The organism is Chitinophagaceae bacterium (assembly GCA_016710165.1).
Lineage (GTDB): Bacteria > Bacteroidota > Bacteroidia > Chitinophagales > Chitinophagaceae > Ferruginibacter.
The window spans coordinates 360,010-378,178 of the sequence record JADJLJ010000001.1 but is presented as its reverse complement, the minus strand read 5'-3'; the positions used below and the strand labels follow the sequence as shown (position 1 = coordinate 378,178).

Sequence of the window (18,169 nt, the reverse complement as noted above, 5' to 3'; positions counted from 1 at the left end):
AACTTTAAATTTTGAATACAAAATTCAAAGTCCTGGCTGATCATAAATAGTACAAAAACGACATTATAAACGCATGGTTGCCTGCATCCGTACCGGTATGTGCTGCAGTTCTTTTTCAATTTCACCCGGTGTGGCCGCAGCAAATTCCCGGAAGTCACGGATCAAATGCATCTGGTCGAAATAGCCACATTCGTAGGCAATGGCTGTCCAGGCCATTTGCGGGCTGCTTTCATGAAGCCGGTATGCCCTGGAGAAACGGACCAGCCTGGCAAAAGATTTGGCGGGGATGCCGATACGGGTCTTGCATACCCGTTCAAACTGGCGCAGGCTTAAACAGGATAAGGAGGCGATCTTTTCAATGGGAACATTCCCGTTCTGCCGCATCAGTTCCAGCATGGCTTTATCAAATGGCAGGGATGGCTTAAGTATCTTTGATCGCTGCAGAAGGAATTGCTCCACCACTTCTTTTATCTCATCAAAACTTTCTGCTTCCTGCAGCTGTTCATTCACTTCTTCCATTTCATGGCCAAAAACATCGGCTGCATCGTAATTATCATCGATCATTTCACACAGGGAGATGCCGAGTAACCGGTGCAGGCCGCCGGGATGAAAACCCACCCGTACTGCTTTGTGGTTTTGATTGAGGTTGAGCAATACCCGGGTCAGTTGGGGGCCAACAAGTACACTGCGTGGCTGCAATAAAAAACCTTCCTCCGCCCTTACCTGTACTTTGATGCGGTCGTTGATATAGAAGAACAATGAGTTTTGCGGTGTGGGGGGATACGGAACAATGACCGGCCCTGCAGCAGCATTCATTTCTGCATGCACCACCATGATGCACTGGATGAGATCCTGCAACAACGGATGCGGCGTATAGAACTTGGTGACCAGGTGATTTTTTTACAAAGTACGTAAGAATTGTCAATCGTTTACCGGGCCTGTATTCCTTATCCGATGCTTTCCACCAGGTATTCGGTATCATTCATCCTGGCAAACTCACCGGCTTTTAAACCCAGCAGTTTCTGTCCGAGCGGTGACTGAGGCGATAGTGCCATCACGGTAATATCATTTATCACGGCCTTGCCCAACGCAACACTCAAATATAAATATCCCCGGTTGGTTTTGATCAGGCTGCCGTTCACGATCATGGCAGCCGACAGTGCAGGATCCAGTTTTTTGAGCATTGCTTTTTGTACCAATAATTCCTGCAATTGCCCACGGGTATTTGCCTGCTCTATCTGCAGCATGGCCAGGGCGGTCTCATGTTTGTCGCCTGCCGTACTTTTTGTTTCGTTGCTGCCGCTTTCCTTAAGGCCGGCCAATACCTGCTGCAGCATCGCCTCCCGGTCATTTAATACCTGCAGGTAGTGATCGTGAATTTTTTGTTTCAGGTTCATTGATGAGGGCAGTAAAGATACGCATTGAATGACTGAACCGCAGCGGCAGATCGTTACTGTGAAATACAAAGCAGGATCCCTGTGGTTTAAATATCCTTACATTTGCAGCAATTTTAAAAAAAGGATAATGAAAGTAGAAGAACAACTGGCGATTCGGAGCGGAAATAAATGTGAATTATGTAAATCCGGAGACAACCTGAAATTGTATGAAGTGCCTCCCCAGGATGGCCTTTCGGCCGATACTTCCATACTGATCTGCCCCAAATGCCTGGCACAGATCGAAAAGAAAGAAGAACTGGACAGCAAGCACTGGCATTGTTTGACAGAATCCATGTGGAGTGAAGTTCCGGCTGTACAGGTAACAGCCTGGCGGATGCTTAACCGGTTACGCAATGAAAGCTGGGCCATGGAAAACCTGGATATGCTTTACCTGCCGGACGAAATACTTGCCTGGGCAAAAGCAACCGGTGATCATGAGAATGACGCCAGTGTGGACCTGCACAAAGACTGCAACGGTCATCAATTGCAGAGCGGCGATTCAGTGGTGCTGATAAAATCATTGGACGTTAAGGGCTCCACCCTGAATGCCAAAATGGGAACCGTAGTAAAAAATATCCGGATCGTGGAAGACAATACCGAACAGATCGAGGGAAGGATCGAAGGGCAGCAGATCGTGATACTTACCAAATATGTGCGTAAGCAACAGGCTTAATTGCCCGCCGTGGTTCGTGTCTCCATCCTCCATGGTTCGTGTCTCCACGGACCATTCACCAGCCACCCGGTCACAATGATTACTTTACTGCTAATACCGGAATTGCAGGCGGGCAGGCAATATCTCGATGTCCAGTTTTTTTGCTTCCCCATATTCCCCATCCAGGTGGTATTGAATAACAGCATCACTTTCAACCAGGATCTTACGGGTGCGGTGGTGATGAATAATTGCCAGGCCCAGGTGTTTGCCCTTTTCAATAACGGGCAGGTAGCGTAAGCGCTCCAGGGAATTGAGTGCATCCGCAACCACCACATCAAATAACCCATCGTTTGCATCCGACTCCGGTGCAATATGAAATCCACCACCTGCCCGTCGGCCGTTGGCAATGTCAACCAGTAGTTTCTTTCCGGTTGTTTCCCATTCGGCTGATCGTATCCTATAGTTTTTTGACTTGTACGTGAATATCTTTTGGAGGATACAGAAAAGAAAAGAGGTCTTACCCGGACGTTTTTTCCGGCCGGTCAATGCTTTGGCCACTTCTCCTTCAAAACCGATCCCTACCCCGTTGATGAAATAATTTTCGTTGCACCTGCCGATGTCTACCGGCCTGGGAGCGGCATCCAATATGAGCTGCACCTGTTCCTCCAATGTCTTATGGCCATAAAGCAACCAGTGAAAATCGTTGCCGGTGCCGGCATTGAAAACAGCCAATGGTAATTGAATACCCGGGTACTTGTTAATGAAATAATTCAGCGTGCCATCCCCACCCACGATGAACACATCGGTAAATCCATCAAAATGGATTGGCCAGGTCCCGGTGAATAAGCGGTATGTCTTATTCCGTTTAGTCAGTTCACTGCAGACCTTTTCTGCAAATAGTACTGCCCTTCCGGCCCCTGCAAGCGGGTTGCAGACGATGGCGATATTTTTTTCACTGGTTCCCTGCATGATTGATACTTGTATCTCTGTTCGATCCTTTTATTCTAAAAACCGGCAAATGATCCATAAGAAATGAAGCAGGAAGAATGAACCAATATACTACCACACATCCCAATCCACTGCAATAGCTTCATTTCTCGATGTTGGTTTCTGCATTCCTTTGGTAAGCTCTGTCACCCTTGCTCCTACTGTCTTTTTCAAATCACTGATCTTCATGGTGGGGTATTTATCCATAGCTTCCATTACACAATAGGTGAACACGCCGTTCTTCAGGTCCCCTTTTTCCAGGGCAAATTCGGTTCCGGCTGCTGCGGAGATGATCGTAGCGCCTGTACGCTTGCTTACATTCACAAAAAGGTTCTGCATCAGTTCGTAACTGTTTTTTACCCCGATCTTTTTGGAAGCATCTCCCGAACCGGTAACGATCACTCCACGGGATACTACATTGTTCGTTGAATCAGGGGTCATTTCCTTCATTTCAACCTGGAACTGCAGGTATCCTTCTTTATCGAGTTCGCCGCTGTGGCAGGCATCAATCATCAGCAGTTTTTTACGGGCGGGAATACTGTCCAGCAGAGCTTCCAGTTCATCATACGGTAACCCGTTCTCCTGTGGCTTACTGAAATTGATTGAATACGTGGAGAGATAATAATCGCATTCTTTACTAAGCAGTCCGTGGCCCGAATAGGAAATGATGACCTTATCATTTACCCCCGTTAGCAACAGTTTCTGCTTAAGAGCCTTCACATTTGCAGTGGTCACGTGCTGGTTGAACAGCGTATCGATGCGTATGCCGTTCCCGTACTTCTCTTTTAGTTTTACCGCAAGGTCACGGATGTCCTTTGCACTGTAATTGAGATTGTATTTGGCATCTCCGAATTTATCGATCCCGATCCCGATAAAATGGATATTTTCTTTTTGTTTTACCGGGGGAGCATAGTTCACCAGCAATGGCATGCGGTAACTTTCCGTTCCATTGACATTGGTAACAGAGGTTTCAATACGGTTCACGCCCTGTGATAACTGAATGGTTATGGTTTTATCAAATTTTTTACCGTTTTTATCAAGCAGGCTGATTCCCTTTTGCCCAAACACCGGCACTTCATTTACCCAAACATTATACCGGTCAAGTTTGTAAGTGCTGTCTGTTCCTTTTATATGCAGGGAAAGTATTTCGTTTGTTTGCTCAGGTGCAATTTCCTCCCTGTTTACAAAATCAGCTTCGGGCACACTGTAGCCATCACGGAATGAAGTGGTATCTATACCTAGTTTTTTGATGCGTTTATAATACGCATGCCGGTAAGCATTGATGAGGTTTGTATCCGGATTGCCGATGGCTTCCAGAACCAGGTCGGGCCGGTTGTATTTTACATCCAGCTGTTCAAAGGAGATCACTTTTAGATCCTTTTGTTACATAATGGAGGAGTTTTGATGCATTGGGAGTACTTTGATAATAGCCAGAAGGAAGCTGGATAAAATAATCTGCACTGTCCACTGCAAAAAAAGTATACAGGCATTTCCCTGTTTGTACATCCCATAATTTGGATGTGTTATCCCTGGATGTGCTGATGATATTATTTGCATCGGGGCTGAAGCCAAAATAATTTATAACATCGGTATGCCCCGTGAAGTGCTGCAGGAAATTCCCGTTCGTTGCATCCCATAGTTCCATCCCGTTGTCAGCTGTTGAATTGAGTATGTACCTGCTGTCGGGACTGAATTTTGAACCTACAAACGAGCCCTGGCCCTTCATACTATACAGGAACTTACCGTTCTCTGCATTCCAGAAATAACCGTTTCCCTCTTGCCAATCCGTTGAAAATATCGTTTTCCCATCGGGGCTCATCATGCCCCAGGTAGTTTCTCTGCAGGTATCGCATCTTAATCCAAATAAGAATTTTCCGTTTGTTGCATCAAATACCCTGGGTGCCCTGGTAGTATTTGCAAATATCTTTTTGTCATCTGAACTGAATTGTGAAGCAGTTGATTCTATCTTAAATAATAGCTTCCCCGTATTGGCATCCATTATTACCGTGTTTGTATCCTTCTTATCGGGTTCATTATCATAATAGCTCCAGCCGGTTATTATCTTACTGCCATCATTACTGAAATGTGCAAAGGCCATTCCCGGGTAACGGGTACCGGTTCGTTCAAAAAGTAAATTTCCATTCGTGGCATCGAATATTTTTGCAACAGGTGATTGAATGGCTGTCAGCAGTTTTAACCCGTCCGGGCTCATTTCTGGAGGAACAAGCCTGGTTACAGATTCCAGGTCTGATTCAGAAGTGGGATCTATTACTACCCGGGAGGTTCCTTTCAGATCAATATGTTTGCCGGAATTGGCATCCCATACTATAACGGTTCCATCCTCCGATCCGCTTACGATCTTTTTTCCATCCCGGCTGTATTGAACCGAGAAAACAGCTGCATCGTGTTTTGAAAAAACTTTCAGCAATGTTCCTGTTTCCCTGTCCCATGTTTTAAGGGTTCCGTCATCCGATGCGGTGATCATTTTTTTTGCGGCTGTTGGGTCTAATACGTATTCGGGACTAAAATCTGCCGCCCTGCTGTTGAATGTATGGCTCCGCAAGTCAGCAAGCAGTTTCCCGGTGCCCGCATCCCATATTTTGGCTGTACCGTCATCCGAAGCTGTTACTAGTTTTGTACCATCCTTGTTGAACTGCATAAAATTGATCGCATCGGTATGACCGGTGAGTGAATCAACCAACAGCCCTTTATCCAGGGTCCACAGGTAAGCGGTCTTTTCATTTTCTGGTCCTAGCTGTAAATTATTATGGATGGCAGTATTTAAAACCGCAGCAAATGCATTACCGGATGCGGCGGCCACATTTCCCCTGGGGCCTCCATCTTCCAGCATTGTTTCGGAATTTTCAACCTTATTGGTATTCCCTTTTTTTGTTTGTATTAATTTACGGGTTGCAGCATCCCAAACCATTACTGCTTTAGTATCGGGCCGGTAATCGGCTACGATCATCTTCTGCAGGTCGGGTGTAAAGAAGAAAGGATCGTCGTTGAATTCATTTGAATCGCCGTTTATCTTAACGGTAACAGTACGTTTCGGCCTCCATGCAGCAACATCCCAGGTTATGGTCTCATTGAATGATGCTGTGATGAGCTTTTTCCCACCGGGGCTGAATTGCATGGTCTTGGGCAAGGATGTATGATTTTTATACCTGTGTACCACCTTGCCTGTTTTCGCATTAAAGATCTGAAGGGAATTATCTCTGAGGGCAGCCGCAATCCAAATACCATCAGGGCTGAAGTGTATACTACTTACCCTGTTTGTTTGTCCCTGTAACTTAAAAATAAGTTTGCCGGTAGCAGCGTCCCATATTTTACCGCTATCAGCGATCGTCAGGATCATTTTACTATCCGGACTGAAACAGGCCATAGTGGTGATTCCAAATTCAGCTGTCAGGTCTGCGATGTATGTACCTGATACCGCATCCCAGATCTTAACCCGTCCCTGGTTATCTTTCCAGCCGGTAAGGTCATACGATTGTGTAAGAACCTTTTTCCCATCCGGGCTGAATTGTGCATGAATAACGAAATCAGTATGGCCTTTCAGATCTGCCAACAGGCTTCCGGAGCTGACATCCCATATTTTAGCTGTATTGTCCTTAGATGCAGTAACAACTTTTTTCCCATCGGGGCTGAAACGGGCTTCATATAATTTACCGGTATGCCCGATCGGCAATACCAATTGAAGTTGCTGTGCAAAACAATAATTACAGGAAGATGCAATAAAACAAATACAAACCTTAAAAAAAGGCTTTAGCATATTACGAAGATTTACTAAAAGGTATATCTTTTTGCCAAATACTTATCAAATAAAAGGATAAGTCAATTAGCAGTTTTATGTAGAACTACCAGACATTCCAGTCCACCGCAATGGCCTCATTTCTTGATGTTGGTTTCTGCATTCCTTTGGTAAGTTCTACTACCCTTGCTCCCACTATCTTTTTCAAATCACTGATCTTCATGGTGGGATATGTATTCATAGCTTCCATCACACAATACGTGAACACGCCGTTTTTCAGATCTCCTTTTTCCAGTGCAAACTCGGTTCCTGCAGCGGCTGATATGACAGTTGCTCCCGTGCTCTTGCCTACATTCACAAAAAGATTCTGCATCAGTTCAAAACTGTTCTTCAATCCCAGCTTTTTTGACCCATCCCCTGTTCCGGTAAGGATCACCCCTCTTGAAACCACGTGGCTGGAATCGAGTTCAGCCTTATTTATTTCCACCTGCCGGTATTCTTCTTTGTCCACTTCACCGCTGTGGCAGGCATCGATCAGCATCAGCTTTTTCCTGGCGGGAATGCTGTCCAGTAAATTTTCCAATTCCTCATATGCCAACCCGTTCTCTTTCGGGTCATCAAATTTTATAGAATAGGTAGAGAGATAATAATCATAGTTCTTACTCAACAATCCATGCCCGGAATACGAAATAATGACCTTATCATTCACCGTGGTCTTTTGTAGCTTTTGCCTCAGCGCTTTCACATTACTGATGGTAACGTTCTCATTAAAGAGGGTATCGATGATGATCGCATTCCCGTATTTCTCTTTCAGTTTGTCAGCCAGGTCATGTACGTCCTTTGTACTGTAGCGGAGATTGTAGTTTGCATCGGCAAACTTATCGATACCAATGCCGATGAAATACGTTTTTTCCTTTTGCCTGGCTGCAGGGATATAAGTAACGGTTAATGGTATGCGGTAACTCTCGGTACCGTTTACATTCGTAACCGAAGTCTCGATCCGGTTCTCTCCCTGCGATAATTTAATGCTGACTGTTCTGGCAAAACTGTTGATATTTTTTTTGCGGATACTGATACCCCGTTGTCCAAATACCGGCACTTCATTTACCCAAAGGTTGAAGCGGTCGAGTTTGTAAGCCTTATCACGGCCTGTGATCTGCAGGGTAAGCGTTTCGGTCTTTTGTTCCGATGCAATGGATCCCCTGTTTAAAAAATTGGCTGCTGGTACACTGTACCCGTCCCGGAAACTGGTTGTATCAATGCCCAGTTTTTTTATGCGTTTGTAATAGGCATTGCGATACGTGGATACCAGGGATGTATCTGCATTGCCAATGGTTTCCAGCACGATATCGGGCCGGTTATATTTTACATCCAGTTGCTCAAAGCTGATCACTTCCAGGTCATTGGTAACATAATGAAGCAGCCGGGCCGCCCCGGGAGTGCTTTGATAATAACCGGAGGGGATCCGAACCAGGTAATCCGCACTGTCCACGGGAAAAAATGAAAATACAAATTCATGCTTAAACATATCATACAAACGAACCGTATTGTCTTCGCAGGTTATCAGTAGTCTTCTACTGTCGGGACTGAAGTGTATATCAGTGACAAAATCATCCAGGCCAAATCCACCCTCTAAATCTTCGTGATCCGGTTTTCCCGGATAGTGCTTAGATGTATCTACTGGCATCCCGGCAATACTCATTACTGTATTAATGATCTCGTTCCTGGTCTCTTCCGGTACAGACCAGTAATTCACAACATTTGCGCCCCAGCCAATACGTACCATTCCGTCGGGACTGGTACTATCTCTTACGAATTTTCTTCTTTCGTCAAGCATATCTGCATAGCGGGGATCTTTGATCCTTTTCCTGGTAACCGGCTTTATCGAATTGTCAATTTGAAAATTACCATTCTCAATATTTAATACCAGGGTACCGCTGGAAGTGAAGACATGAACCTGCTTTCCATCAGCACTATAAACTGAATTCAGAATCTTATTGGTGCGGCCTGTTAAGTTAACCGTGTTCTTTCCGGAAACTGCATCCCATATTTTAGCAGTTTGGTCAGCAGATGCGGTCAGTATCTTTTTCCCGTCGGGACTGAACAGGGCATCATTCACCTGTCCGGCATGTCCTTTTAATTCCATGATGAATCTTCCCGTAGCAGATTCCCAGATCTTAACCTGGTTCCCCGAAGCAGTTATTATTTTTCTTCCATCCCCGCTGAAACGGGCAATGTTAACCCGGTCGGTAAAACCCCTCAATTTCATAATGACATTCCCGTTCTCTGCCTTCCTGACAGAAACGGTGGAATCCCGTTCGGGCATGATCATTTTTTCCCCATCCTGGCTGAAGAAGAGCAGGAAATCATTCTCATCAATGCTTTTATAAACCAGGTTGCTTAACGTATAAAGCCGTTTGCCATTGCGTGCATCAAAGAATATGGCCGTTGAATAATTCTTCCGGGGGTCGTCAAAGTCAATTTCGTACTGGGTGATCTGTCCTGCTATGTTCCCGTCGGGGCTTGAAACATATTGTACATACTTGTTAAGGGCTGTTACGGTATCAACAAGAGCCTCGAAAACGCTTACCATTTTTTTACTGCCTTGAATTCCTTTCCCCATTGTTTCATCCACGGTAACAGTGCCGGTTTTTTTCCCGGCAGCATTGTACTGGTTTATTCTTGTACTGCCCGAAATATATTCATCATGATAGTATTGGGAATACTTCTTCCCTGTGTTCATCTCCCATATTTCCATAACACCATATGCGTCATTATATTGATCCTGGAAGTTCAGTACCATGCAATTCCCGTCCGGCGTGAACCGGGCAGATTTCAATGGCGCCAGCGTTGCATCTACATACGGTTTGAAGTCTATCAGCAGTTTACCCGACCGGGTCTCCCATAATTTACCCGTACCATCATTGGAAACCGTGACCAGTTTTTTCCCATCCGGGCTGAACTGAATTTCTGTAACCGAACCTGTATGCCCTACCGGCACTACAAGTCTGGGGGGCTGTGCAATACAAATACTTAGTGCGATGAATAAAAAATAAATGCAGAATACTAATACAGTCCGGGTCAGCATATGGAAACTTTGCTAAAAGATAAAACAAAACTGCCGGTTTAAGCTGTTTTACCATGATCTCCCATCGTTGCTATGTCTTTTTCAACGGTGAAAGGGTTCGTGTTCCCGGAAGCAGAACGGGGATACTGTTTTATTCCCATTGCGTTCTTTGCGAATAACCTTGCGTTCTTTGCGGTAAAAATACAGTAACCGCAAAGGACGCAAAGAAATTACAACGCAAAGGGCGCAAAGGGTGGTTACATGGAATTGAAAGCTGTTCTTAACCCTTCACCGCTCCTTTCATCTTGATGAACATCTGCTTTCGTTTTGTTACCAGGCGCTCCGGGTCATAGTAAGTATCGCACCAGGTTCCTGTTTCATCCAGGGGCTTGCTGAATCCTGCCGTGGAAAAATTATGTGTGGAAGGTTCCGCTTCTTTCAGCTTCTGCAGGTAACGGGGCATGAAATGATCGAACATCCGGGAGAACTCGGTGAAGTAGATATCCGCTACCCGCTTATTCCCTTTTACAACAAGCATGTTCTCGTCGTTCCGGGTAAGTGATTCATCACTGAAATTAGCTGAGCCCGATACCACCACGGGCGAAGCGCTCAACGGATCCACAATAAAGAACTTGTTGTGTACATACAATGTGCTGGCCCCCGTGGTTGCCTTACTGGTCATTTCCACCACCCATTTCTCCACAGCGGTATTCAGCACTGCGCCCTGGGTCTTGATCACATCCCGGTCGTTGGTGATCACCTTGTTCTTATCCCCTCCCTTATCCGTGATGATGAACCGTAAATAGCCCCGGTCTTCCGCATAGAAATCCTTGAATATCTTTTCAATATTAAAGGGATAGATGATGCAGACCGCATCCGTGGCGCTGTCCATCAGTTTTACATATTCCTTCAGCAGGGCGTCTGTTTTCCGCGGACTGAAGATCACTTTTGTTCCCTGGGTAAGGTTTGTGCCGTCAATGTCTTTCTGGATGCTCTCTGTTTTGGCTGTGAAAGTTTCCTTGGCAGGATTTTGTGCAAGGGTATCCCAATAATCCTTGTATTTCTTTGCAATCGTCTTATTACGTATCCAGTGGCCGGTATTGCTGTGACCGAAAATGCCCCGGATGGTTATATTGGTTGAGCCGGACCAGACCTGCACAGGGCTTCCATTTTCCAGCAGCAGCATGAATTTATTGTGCGGCTGTGCCACCTGGTAATCCCGGGGAATACTGATGCTCTTTAACCCGGCCTTCTTTATCTCTTTTTCATTAGCCGTTACCTGATCGGGCCGGGCACTGTAAACTATTTCAAGGGTGGCCCCTTTGTTCTTTGCTTCCTTCAGCGCTTCCAGGAAAGGAGGATAATCCAGTTCATAAAATGCACAGAGCAGTTTGTATTTGCTGATCTTGGCCTGGGCAACAAATTTCAACAGGCCTTCGGTATACAATTCCCTGCCTAAAATGGCAAAGGCCCTTGCCTTATCTGCTGCGGGAAGTGCCGTGATCTTTTTCTTATCAAACTTTTTTGCATAGGCCTGGCATCCCGTTACACCGAAATTAAAGAATACCGAATGTTCCCCGTCGTGCAGTTTTTCGGTGGTCACTTTTAAGGTGGTTGAATACCTGGCTTGCATATTATCCCAGGTGCCAAACATGGCTTCGAAGGTATACTTATAGGTCTTTCCCGGGTCGGCAGTATAGTCCTTCCATAAAAAGGTCTGCAGCGGCGATAATTTTTGCACCGGGTTAGCGGGATCGTCTGAAGCAAAGCGCTTGGACCCGTTCAGCAATACAGGCTGGGCATTTCCTTCTTTCCGGGATATCTTAAAGCCCATAAAGCCCTGCCCGGTAACTTTTGTTTTATTGATCTCCAGTGCCAGCAGCACGGTTTGTGTACCGGCCACAGCATAGGCTTTCAGTTCATTGTCGGTGTTGTAGTAGCGCATACAGGTTTGTTTAATTTTTTAAAAATATTTTCCAGGATGTATTTTTCTCTTTGATCTCAACGGAAGGAAGCATGGCCATATTAAAATGCCGGGTAGGGATCAGAAATGTACTGCAGGTCACTGAACATTCATATACCACAATGTGGTAAGTTCCTGGTTCATTTCATAGGGTAAAAACACGGTTTTTTCCGTTAAGCGTAAAGATCACCCGGTTACTAAATAATTAAATTCCGGGAATTTACCGGTTTACCCGGCACCCCCGTATCCCCTTCCGGAGATAAGCTTCACCGGCAGCTAATAAATACGCCGGGTCCGTTAAAATTACTTTTCTTTGCAACTTCTATGGCTTTATTTATCGCATCCCTTAACTCCGGCAGCAACGGCAATTGTTATTATGTCGGGAACAGCAAGGAGGCTGTTTTGATCGATGTAGGCATTTCCTGCCGGGAAACAGAAAAGCGGATGAAGCAACTGGGTCTCTCCATGAAAACCGTGAAGGCCATTTTTGTATCGCATGAGCACGGCGATCATATCAAAGGGGTTTCCACACTGGCCAATAAGTACAGCCTGCCTGTTTATATCACCGGGCTGACCGCCGGCAATGGCCCCCGGCTGATCAGGCATCTTTCAAAAACATTTGTTGCAGACGAACCTGTAGTGGTTGGTCAATTGACAATAACCCCTTTTACTAAAAATCACGATGCAGCCGATCCGCATAGTTTTATCATTAGTCACCTGGGCATAACCGTTGGTGTATTTACGGACATCGGCACCGTATGCAAACAGGTCATACATTATTTCAAGCAATGCCATGCTGCTTTTTTAGAAGCCAATTATGACGATGCCATGCTGGAGAACGGTGGCTATCCCCTGCATTTAAAGAACCGCATCCGTGGTGATAAGGGGCATTTATCGAACCGGCAGGCGCTGGAATTATTCCTGCAGCACCGGCCCTCCTTTATGTCGCATCTTTTATTGGCGCATTTATCAAAAGAGAACAATAGCCCGGACCTCGTTGGATCCCTGTTCAAAGAAAATGCGAACGGAACAGAGGTCATTGTGGCTTCCCGGTACCAGGCTACAGCGGTTTACAGCATTACTGCAACGGGAACCGTGGAAACCAATACGCATCCGGTACCTGTAAAGCCGATGCAGTTAGCTTTGTTTGGATAAATATGCCTCGTCCCGGTCTCTGACCGGGATGCACTGGTTAATGGACTTTGTCCAAAATAACTGATCAGAAATAAAGTTCAACGCAGTAAAGGATCGATTCCGGGGCAAATAATGAACCTGCCGGCAGGCAGGTTCGCTGCTCAATATTCATATCTTCGGTAGTGTCCTATTTTGAATGATTGTCATCCTGAGGAACGAAGGATCTCCTGATCAGGATCGTTTCCTTAACCTGAGATGCTTCGTTCCTCAGCATGACAAGTCGCAAAATATTCAAAATAGGATACTACCATAACTTCCCGGAATATACCTGTATAAATAAAAATGTTAACTTCCCTTATTCTAAAGTTAACATCAAATACCCCCATCATGTCATTAAAAAGAAGAGATTTCATCAACATTTCTGCACTTGCTGCTGCTGCGGGGATCATTCCAGGCATTGGATCCAAGAATGCCGGCGCAAACAACACATCATCGGATAAAATGCACGCTATGCTGGCGGATGTGGTGCCCATCACTGTAGAAGAAAGAAAAGCACGGGTAGAAAAAGCACAACGCCTGCTCAATGAACAAAAAATAGAAGCCCTGGTACTTGACTCCGGAACATCGTTGATATATTTTACCGGCATCAGCTGGTGGCCCAGCGAAAGGCCCATGGTTGCCATCATACCCGCCCGGGGAGAAGTAAGCTATGTTTGCCCGGCTTTTGAAGAAGACCGTTTGCGTGAACTTATCAAAACAGGAAAAGAGGTGTATGCCTGGCAGGAAGATGAAAGTCCGTATAAACAAATGGCGAATGCACTAAAAGATGCGGGCATCCGGTCCGGGAACATAGGCATGGAAGAACGGCTGCGGTTTTTTATAATGGATGGATTAAGAAAAGAAGCGCCGCACCTGAACATGGTAAGTGGTGACCCGGTCACCATCCCCTGCCGCCTGATAAAATCTGCTGCAGAAATTGCCCTGATGCAAAAAGCCAGTGATATAACGGTGGCTGCCATCAAAGAAGGAATAAAGGGTTTGAAAGAGGGAATGTCACCCGGCGATGTGGCTGCGATCATCACCGGCACCCAGCGTAAACTGGGCAATGATCCCGGTTTTGCCCTGGTGCTTTTTGGAGAAGCATCCGCTTTTCCGCATGGCACCACCAAACCTCAGCGGTTAAAAATGGGAGACGTCGTGTTGATGGATTGCGGTTGTGAAGTGGAAGGCTATAACTCCGATATCACCCGTACCACCGTATTTGGAGAGCCCAGCAAACGGCAGTTGGAGATATGGAACCTGGAACAACGCTCCCAGCTTGCTGGCTTTGCCGCTGCAAAAATTGGCAGGCCCTGTGAGGAAGTGGATGCCGCTGCCCGTAAAGTGATCACCGATGCCGGCTTTGGCCCCGGCTATAAATTACCGGGACTTCCGCACCGCACCGGCCATGGCATTGGCATGGACGGACATGAATGGGGCAATATCGTAAAAGGAAATACCCTGAAATTGGAGCCGGGCATATGTTTCAGCATCGAGCCCACCATCGCGATACCCGGTGAATTTGGTGTGCGTCACGAAGACTGTGTTTATATGACCGAAGCCGGGCCAAAATGGTTTTCCCCGTTAAGTAAGTCGGTCAGCGAGCCTTTTGGGTAGTTGGTTTAATTCCGTGTACAGATCATTTTTTTTGTCTAAGCGGGGTTTTCACTGCATACACCTGAATAATATGACTCTTGTGTGAAACCCCGATGAATAAAGACTCTTGCACAATAATTCTTCCAATTCTCTGACTTTAGTATAGATTTATAGAGTGACAGAATGCTGGTTTTACAGCATTCTTCATCGGGGTTTCACGTAAGAGCTTTAAGAGCTTAAGAAGTAGTCTGTGAAAACCCCGCTGGGACGAAAATATTCTTTTCGCACTTTCTTTCCTGGCGCAAGTGAGAGTTACTGAAAACCTAACCGGGTAAATATTGATCCCGCTTGCGAACAGTTGTGCTAACAAAAACAGGTATAAATACGGTTTTTTTGTTAATGGGTTTGTTCTACTTTGTCCATCAATCGTTGTCCAATGCCGGATAACGATCCTGCCCCTGGCCACTTATTTTATAACTCCTAAAAATCACCAACATGGAGAAGCCAGGCCAGCAAGACATTGCAGAACTCAGGGAACGCATCAATGCCGATCAATCGATCCTGTCAGACCTTAAAGAATTACTGGATTACTTACCCGCCTGTGAATATGAACTGATAGTTTTTATGGTTCAGAAAAATACCTGGCAGGGATTTGTACCTCCGCCCCCCTCCGGCTTCAAGGCCGGTAACGGAAGTATTGAATTGGGATTGATCCTTTACTGGTTAAAGAACCCGGGGCAGATCGATTTCAGCAAGTTCACCGCAAAGGAGAAGAAAGACATCCTCGATTTCATCGACCTGGTCGACTTCCTGCTTGCCCCTTCACAGATGACCCTGCCCAATTATGGTTTCTTTACTTCAAATAAAGAACTGATCTATACCGACGGTTCGGTACTTGGCACGAGAAAATGGGCTACTTACGACCAGGGCTGGTTCATTGCATTCATTAACCTGCTGGAATCGGTGGTACGTGTACTATGGTACAGCGGCGAATATTTACCCACTACCACTCCCCAATCATCCCATTGAAAGGCGCTGTGCCCGGTAAGGTAAACATCGCCATCATCGGCGACTGGGGCACGGGAGACACTGTTTCCAAATCCATCATCAACCAGGTAACGCCTTTAAAACCCGATTATATTGTTCATGTGGGCGACGTATATTATGCAGGAACGCCATTGGCTTCGGATCCCAATGGCCAGTATTATTTTGACCCCGGCGAAGAACAAAACAACCTGCTTGTTCAATGGCCACCCGCTTATGCCGGAAGATCATTTACCCTTAACTCAAACCATGAAATGTACAGCGGGGCAAATGGATTATTCTATCGTGCATTGGCTGCCAAAGCAAATCCACCGGGTAATGGCAGCCCCTTCAGCGCCCAAAAAGGCGCCAGTTGTTTTGCCCTGCAATATGCAGGATGGACGATCCTCGGCCTCGACTCAGCCTACATGGCCAGTATCAGCAATGCATTCATGAACGGCAGCATCGGCGGGACCTCCGGGTTCCAGGGCCAGTGGATACAAAAGCTTGGCCTGGCCCCGGGCAAGACAATTGTGCTTACCCATCACAACGGCTTTGCCGATGATTGCACATCCGTTTCTCCTTTATGGGCGGAGATCAAGGCGGCGCTTAAGGGTGATCCCTATGCCTGGTACTGGGGGCACGTTCATAATGGCATCGTGTATAATTCGCCCATCAGCATTCCCGGCCTCAGCACCAAAACATTTGCCCGATGCCTGGGTCATGCTTCGCTTCCCTACGGACCGGCTTCATCGCTGAATGGCAAACCCATTGCATACAAAGCCAATAACCTGCAGCCACCGCCATCAAAACAATTGTATAATGGCTTTGCCATGATAACACTTCAGTCAACAAATAACGTGCTGACAGGCATCACCGAAAATTTTTATGACCTGAGTAAAGTGAAGCAACCGGTGTGGACGAAGAAGATATTTTAAAGGGCAATGATCAGCCGCTGTAATTAAAACCCCGTCGGGGCATTTCTGAAAATAAAAATTTTAAATACTACATCATGAAAACAAAATTAAAAGCACGGTTGAACCAGCCAGTCCCGTGGCTGCACCTGCTGAAAAGGCGGGAACTTACAAAACCAAAAATGCATATAAGCAGTGCAAGTGTTGCCGACCTGGCTAAAACGGCAAAGATTTCCAGAAAACTGGCGGAAACAATCAAAGCTGAACATGAGCATGGTGCGTTACTGGGTGTAAATGACCTGGCATCAAGGATCAAACTCAGTTCAGCCGTCCGGGCCAGGCTGGAGAACTCGGTTGTATTTCCTTTGCCCGGGCAAATAAATATCTTATCGGTTAAAATTGACGGGGAACGCCTGTTCTCCGGCAAGCCTTATGCTTTTCAGATAGACTTTGTGCCGGCGTTTGACGGAGAGGTAACGATGGCCCGCATGGAAGTAAAATGGAAGGGCCGGCCTTTTGAAGTGCAGCAATTGCTGAGCCCGGAAGAAAGCAAAAAGGGATCCGTCATCCTGCGTGCAGGTAAGGAACATGCATTGCCTCCCGGGCCCGTTGAGCTTACCTTGACGCTTTATGATGCTGCGGGAGGAGCCAGCAGTTATTTACTGGATGAATGGGGCTACCCTTCCAATCCCTTCAGTCTTTTCCTGTCACCGTCAAACCGTTCCATTTATAATGGAAGTGTGCGGCCCGATTGGGACGGGACCAACTGGAACACGGGATTCAACTTTACCTTACTCAACGGTGATAATGTAACGGTAAGACTGCAAAGGAATATGGTATGGAAATTCTGGGATGGCGGCGTAGGCGGCTCCCTGGTTGATTCCGGAACATGGACATGGGGAACAGCCATATCGGTAGGCCCTTATGGCAGCGTTGGCGGCTGGTTCTCTGTTTCTGCCCCACCCGGTAATAATATCTTTAAAAAATACGAAGGAAAGGAAGACATGACCTTTGAACTGATCTTTACAAAATCAGACGGTACTCCGGTAACGGCAACGATAACCTGCCGGATCATGGGTGGCTGGGGCATCAATATCATAATGGTGGGAAGCTATAGCGCCGCAGAACAGACAACCATCAGCAACGGGATTGCGGATGCCAGGAATGTGTATGAGAACTTCGGACTCACTTTTTCTTCTGTTGACTTCTGGTCGATCTCCAATGCCCAGGCCGGGGGCTATACTGTTTTAAATGATGATGATGAATTTGATGACCTGGTTGATGACTGGACCGTTCCGGGTAACAGTGTTGACTGCTTTGTGGTAAGGGGCTTTTATGCTTCAGTGGCGGGACTGTCGCCGGCCCCCGGCCCCGATGGTAAGGATGGTACCTGTGAGAGTGATGGATTGGCCGTGAGCAACAGCATGGTTTGCCTGGCCCATGAACTGGGACATTATATGGGAGGCCACGATCATGCGGATAGCCTTGGGAGGGATAATGTAATGCATTCTATCTGCGGCGGAAGGCAATTCACATACGACCAGTACAAAAAATTCTTCAACCACGGATTTACACGGATCGTTCGTTAAACCTAAACTATTTTT

Annotated in this window: 13 protein-coding genes; 6 read left to right on the top strand and 7 right to left on the bottom strand. The window is 46.3% G+C overall.

Annotated features, from left to right (window positions below; genetic code table 11):
* Positions 1 to 63: 63 nt before the first annotated feature.
* Entirely contained in the window at positions 64 to 858 is a 795-nt protein-coding gene (locus tag IPJ02_01700) for an AraC family transcriptional regulator (GenBank protein ID MBK7374317.1), read from the bottom strand.
* A gap of 89 nt (positions 859 to 947) precedes the next feature.
* Positions 948 to 1,397: a hypothetical protein gene (locus tag IPJ02_01695; protein ID MBK7374316.1), complete on the bottom strand. Its 450-nt coding sequence runs from the start codon at positions 1,395 to 1,397 to the stop codon at positions 948 to 950.
* 127 nt (positions 1,398 to 1,524) lie between these two features.
* Between IPJ02_01695 and IPJ02_01690 the strand changes: the two genes are divergently transcribed.
* Positions 1,525 to 2,109, top strand: coding sequence for a PhnA domain-containing protein (locus IPJ02_01690; protein ID MBK7374315.1), 585 nt, complete (start codon positions 1,525 to 1,527; stop codon positions 2,107 to 2,109).
* 90 nt (positions 2,110 to 2,199) lie between these two features.
* Here the strand turns inward: IPJ02_01690 and IPJ02_01685 are convergent, their stop codons facing one another.
* The 5 genes from IPJ02_01685 to IPJ02_01665 all read right to left on the bottom strand — a co-directional run bounded on the left by IPJ02_01685 (position 2,200) and on the right by IPJ02_01665 (position 11,841).
* Positions 2,200 to 3,057, bottom strand: coding sequence for a diacylglycerol kinase family lipid kinase (locus IPJ02_01685; GenBank protein ID MBK7374314.1), 858 nt, complete (start codon positions 3,055 to 3,057; stop codon positions 2,200 to 2,202).
* Between the two features lie 90 nt (positions 3,058 to 3,147).
* Positions 3,148 to 4,443, bottom strand: coding sequence for a caspase family protein (locus IPJ02_01680; GenBank protein MBK7374313.1), 1,296 nt, complete (start codon positions 4,441 to 4,443; stop codon positions 3,148 to 3,150).
* Positions 4,430 to 6,850: a PQQ-binding-like beta-propeller repeat protein gene (locus IPJ02_01675; protein ID MBK7374312.1), complete on the bottom strand. Its 2,421-nt coding sequence runs from the start codon at positions 6,848 to 6,850 to the stop codon at positions 4,430 to 4,432. The genes IPJ02_01680 and IPJ02_01675 overlap by 14 nt, the downstream gene beginning before the upstream one ends.
* Before the next feature lie 85 nt (positions 6,851 to 6,935).
* Positions 6,936 to 9,917, bottom strand: coding sequence for a caspase family protein (locus IPJ02_01670; protein ID MBK7374311.1), 2,982 nt, complete (start codon positions 9,915 to 9,917; stop codon positions 6,936 to 6,938).
* Between the two features lie 259 nt (positions 9,918 to 10,176).
* Positions 10,177 to 11,841 (bottom strand): hypothetical protein, encoded by a 1,665-nt coding sequence (locus IPJ02_01665; GenBank protein ID MBK7374310.1) that lies wholly within the window; start codon positions 11,839 to 11,841, stop codon positions 10,177 to 10,179.
* A 342-nt stretch (positions 11,842 to 12,183) separates the two neighbouring features.
* Here IPJ02_01665 and IPJ02_01660 point away from each other — a divergent pair, with 342 nt between their 5' ends.
* The 5 genes from IPJ02_01660 to IPJ02_01640 all read left to right on the top strand — a co-directional run bounded on the left by IPJ02_01660 (position 12,184) and on the right by IPJ02_01640 (position 18,154).
* On the top strand, positions 12,184 to 13,014 hold the full coding sequence (locus IPJ02_01660; GenBank protein ID MBK7374309.1) for an MBL fold metallo-hydrolase: 831 nt from the start codon (positions 12,184 to 12,186) through the stop codon (positions 13,012 to 13,014).
* Between the two features lie 366 nt (positions 13,015 to 13,380).
* Complete coding sequence (locus IPJ02_01655; protein ID MBK7374308.1) at positions 13,381 to 14,649, top strand: aminopeptidase P family protein; 1,269 nt, start codon at positions 13,381 to 13,383, stop codon at positions 14,647 to 14,649.
* Positions 14,650 to 15,123: 474 nt separating this feature from the next.
* Complete coding sequence (locus IPJ02_01650; GenBank protein MBK7374307.1) at positions 15,124 to 15,657, top strand: hypothetical protein; 534 nt, start codon at positions 15,124 to 15,126, stop codon at positions 15,655 to 15,657.
* Positions 15,654 to 16,589 carry a metallophosphoesterase gene (locus tag IPJ02_01645; GenBank protein MBK7374306.1) on the top strand — a complete coding sequence of 312 codons (936 nt, stop codon included), beginning with the start codon at positions 15,654 to 15,656 and terminating at the stop codon, positions 16,587 to 16,589. Before IPJ02_01650 ends, IPJ02_01645 begins: the two co-directional genes overlap by 4 nt.
* A 74-nt stretch (positions 16,590 to 16,663) precedes the next feature.
* Entirely contained in the window at positions 16,664 to 18,154 is a 1,491-nt protein-coding gene (locus tag IPJ02_01640) for a hypothetical protein (GenBank protein MBK7374305.1), read from the top strand.
* The last annotated feature ends 15 nt before the right edge of the window (positions 18,155 to 18,169 follow it).